We start from the raw sequence: 3,420 nt of genomic DNA, 5'->3' as shown, positions 1-3,420 counted from the left end.
GCCTACACCAACCACACTCTGATGCCAGAGGCGCTCGAGTGCTGGGATGAGAAGCTGGTGAAAACGCTGCTGCCGCGCCACATGCAGATCATCAACAAGATTAACGACCAGTTTAAAACCCTGGTGGATAAAACCTGGCCGGGCAACAAAGCGGTCTGGGCGAAGCTGGCGGTGGTTCACGATAAGCAGGTGCGCATGGCGAACATGTGCGTGGTCAGCGGCTTTGCGGTGAACGGCGTGGCGGCGCTGCACTCGGATCTGGTGGTCAAAGATCTCTTCCCGGAATACCACCAGCTGTGGCCGACCAAATTCCACAACGTGACCAACGGCATCACGCCGCGTCGCTGGATCAAGCAGTGCAACCCGCTGCTGGCCGGTCTGCTGGATAAGACCCTGAAGAAAGAATGGGCCAACGATCTGGACCAGCTCATCCACCTGGAAAAACAGGCTGACGACGCGAAATTCCGCGAGCAGTACCGCGCGATCAAGCTGGAGAACAAGGTTCGCCTGGCTGAGTTCGTGAAAATGCGTACCGGGATTGAGATCAACCCGAATGCCATTTTCGACATTCAGATCAAACGTCTGCACGAGTACAAACGCCAGCACCTGAACCTGCTGCACATTCTGGCGCTGTACAAAGAGATCCGCGAGAACCCGCAGGCCGACCGCGTGCCGCGCGTGTTCCTGTTCGGTGCGAAAGCGGCGCCGGGCTACTACCTGGCGAAAAACATTATCCTCGCCATCAATAAAGTGGCGGCGGCGATCAACAGCGATCCGAAAGTGGGCGACAAGCTGAAGGTGGTGTTCCTGCCGGACTACTGCGTCTCGGCGGCTGAAATGCTGATCCCGGCGGCGGATATTTCCGAGCAGATCTCTACCGCAGGTAAAGAAGCGTCCGGTACCGGCAACATGAAGCTGGCGCTGAACGGCGCGCTGACCGTCGGTACGCTCGACGGGGCCAACGTCGAAATCGCCGAGAAGGTGGGCGAAGAGAACATCTTTATTTTCGGCCACACCGTGGAAGAGGTGAAAGCCATCAAGGCCAAAGGCTATGACCCGGTGAAATGGCGTAAGAAAGACAAGGTGCTCGACGCGGTGCTGAAGGAGCTGGAAAGCGGTAAATACAGCGACGGCGACAAGCACGCGTTTGACCAGATGCTGCACAGCATGGACAAACACGGCGGTGACCCGTATCTGGTAATGGCGGACTTCACGGCCTACGTTGAAGCGCAAAAGCAGGTCGACGTGCTGTATCGCGACCAGGAAGCGTGGACCCGCGCGTGCATCCTGAATACCGCCCGCTGCGGTATGTTCAGCTCTGACCGCTCAATCCGTGATTATCAGGCCCGTATCTGGCAGGCAAAACGCTAAGGAAGCGCGATGGAGAGTAAACGTCTGGACAGCGCCGCGCAGGCGGCGGGGATCAGCCTCAGTTACATTAATGCGCACGGCAAACCGCAGTCTATTGGCGCCGACACCAAAAAACGTTTGCTGGATGCCATGCACAAAGCCGACGCGAAAGCGTCGGTTGCGCCGGTGCCGAACGTGAAGGTGTTCACCGCAGGCAAAAAGATGCCGCTGGCGGTGGAGGGGCGCGGCGAGTTTAGCTGGCTGCTTACCACCGAAGAGGGGCATCAGCACAAAGGCCACGCCACCGGCGGCAAAACGTTAAACCTTCCGGCGAAGCTGCCGGAGGGGTATCACACCTTAACGCTCACCCAGGACGATCGTCGTTTCCACTGCCGGGTGATCGTCGCGCCAAAACGCTGCTACGAGCCGCAGGCGTTGCTCGAAGGCAAAAAGCTGTGGGGTGCCTGCGTGCAGCTCTATACGCTGCGCTCCGACAGCAACTGGGGCATCGGTGATTTTGGCGATCTGAAAAAGATGCTGGTGGATGTAGGCGAGCGCGGCGGCGCGTTTATCGGGCTCAACCCGATCCACGCGCTCTATCCGGCCAACCCGGAGAGCGCCAGCCCGTATAGCCCGTCGTCCCGTCGCTGGCTGAACGTGATTTATATCGACGTTAACGCGTTAGATGACTTCAAAAACAGCAAAGAGGCGCAGGCGTGGTGGAAACTCAGCACCACGCAGCAGGCACTGAAGCAGGCGCGCGACGCGGACTGGGTGGACTATTCCACCGTCACGGCGCTGAAAATGGCCGCGCTGCGTCTGGCGTGGAAAGGCTTTTCGCAGCGTGATGACGAGCAGATGGCCGCGTTCCGCCAGTTTGTAACGCAGGAGGGCGAGAGCCTGTACTGGCAGGCGGCGTTTGATGCGCTGCACGCGTATCAGGTGAAAGAGGACGAAATGCGCTGGGGCTGGCCGGTCTGGCCGGAAGCGTATCAGTCCGTCGACACGCCTGAAGTAAAAGCGTTCTGTAAAAAATATGCCGATGAAGTGGACTTCTACCTGTGGTTGCAGTGGCTGGCGTACAGCCAGTTTGCCGCCTGCTGGCAGGTGAGCCAGGGCTATAAGATGCCGATTGGCCTGTACCGCGATCTGGCCGTGGGCGTGGCGGAAGGCGGCGCGGAAACCTGGTGCGACCGTGAGCTTTATTGCCTGAAGGCCTCCGTGGGGGCACCTCCGGATATCCTTGGCCCGCTCGGCCAGAACTGGGGATTGCCGCCGATGGATCCGCACGTCATGGCGGCGCGCGCCTACGAGCCGTTCATCGACCTGCTGCGCGCCAACATGCAGAACTGCGGCGCGCTGCGTATCGACCACGTGATGTCCGTGCTGCGTCTGTGGTGGATCCCGTACGGTGAAACGGCCGATCACGGCGCGTACGTGCAGTATCCGGTTGACGATCTGCTGTCGATCCTCGCGCTGGAAAGCAAGCGCCATCAGTGCATGGTGATCGGTGAAGATCTCGGTACCGTGCCGGTGGAAATTGTCAGCAAGCTCCGCGACAGCGGCGTCTACTCCTATAAAGTGCTCTATTTTGAAAACGACCATGAGAAAACCTTCCGCGCGCCGAAAGCGTACCCTGAACAGTCAATGGCAGTCGCGACGACGCATGACCTTCCTACGCTTCGTGGCTATTGGGAAAGCGGCGATCTGACGCTCGGTAAAACGCTGGGTCTGTATCCTGATGAAGAGGTTCTGCGCGGCCTGTATCAGGATCGCGAACTCTCCAAACAGGGGCTGCTGGATGCGCTGCACAAGCAGGGCTGTCTGCCGAAACGTGCCGGACATAAGGCGTCATTGATGTCGATGACCGCGACCCTTAATCGCGGCCTGCAGCGCTATATTGCCGACAGCAACAGCGCGCTGCTGGGCCTGCAGCCTGAAGACTGGATTGATATGGCGGAGCCGGTGAACATTCCGGGGACCAGCTATCAGTACAAGAACTGGCGTCGCAAGCTGTCCACAACGCTTGAGAAGATGTTTGCCGATGACGGGGTGAACAAGCTGATTAAG

At 59.0% G+C, this 3,420-nt stretch carries 2 protein-coding genes; both read left to right on the top strand.

Annotated features, from left to right (window positions below; all coding sequences use genetic code 11):
- Positions 1-1,371 (top strand): glycogen/starch/alpha-glucan family phosphorylase (glgP, locus tag DEO48_RS20635; protein WP_146198311.1); only part of this gene is annotated, 1,371 nt, incomplete at its 5' end.
- Between the two features lie 9 nt (positions 1,372-1,380).
- Positions 1,381-3,420: 4-alpha-glucanotransferase (gene malQ / locus DEO48_RS20630; protein WP_109846160.1), on the top strand; the 2,040-nt coding region annotated here is incomplete at its 3' end.

The sequence above is a fragment of the Enterobacter sp. CGMCC 5087 genome (assembly GCF_003144775.1).
GTDB lineage: Bacteria > Pseudomonadota > Gammaproteobacteria > Enterobacterales > Enterobacteriaceae > Enterobacter > Enterobacter cloacae_M.
This window is presented reverse-complemented; position numbering and strand designations above follow the sequence as displayed.